Here is a 309-nt window from a genome sequence, read left to right as displayed (position 1 = left end):
TGTAGTGCGCCCGGATGCTGAGACAGTCGGCTGCGCTAATCAGGCGGCCAAGGGTAGGGTGGCTGGTGGGCATTGAGCAAGGCGGCGTTGCTCGGCCCGGACCTGGTTCGGGGTGCGGTAGCCGTGCCGGGCGACAAGCCAGGTGGCGTTGTAGTGGGCGACGAACTCCTGCAGCCCCTGCCGCAGGTCCTCGATGGTGTCGAAGGTATGCACCCAGAGGAAGTTCTCCTTCAGGGTACGGATGAAGCGTTCGGCGACACCGTTGCCCTCGGGCTGGCGGACGAAGGAGGGCGAGCTCTCGATGCCGAG

1 protein-coding gene is annotated in these 309 nt (G+C 66.0%); it reads right to left on the bottom strand.

Annotated features, from left to right (window positions below; all coding sequences use genetic code 11):
• Positions 1 to 39: 39 nt before the first annotated feature.
• On the bottom strand, positions 40 to 309 hold a 270-nt coding region (locus Q7A36_RS41255), incomplete at its 5' end, for an integrase core domain-containing protein (RefSeq protein ID WP_305109547.1).

Origin of the sequence: Paracraurococcus lichenis (assembly GCF_030657435.1) — a bacterium.
GTDB classification, from domain to species: domain Bacteria; phylum Pseudomonadota; class Alphaproteobacteria; order Acetobacterales; family Acetobacteraceae; genus Paracraurococcus; species Paracraurococcus lichenis.
Note: the sequence above shows the minus strand (reverse complement) of the source record. Positions and strands in the feature narration are given on the sequence as shown.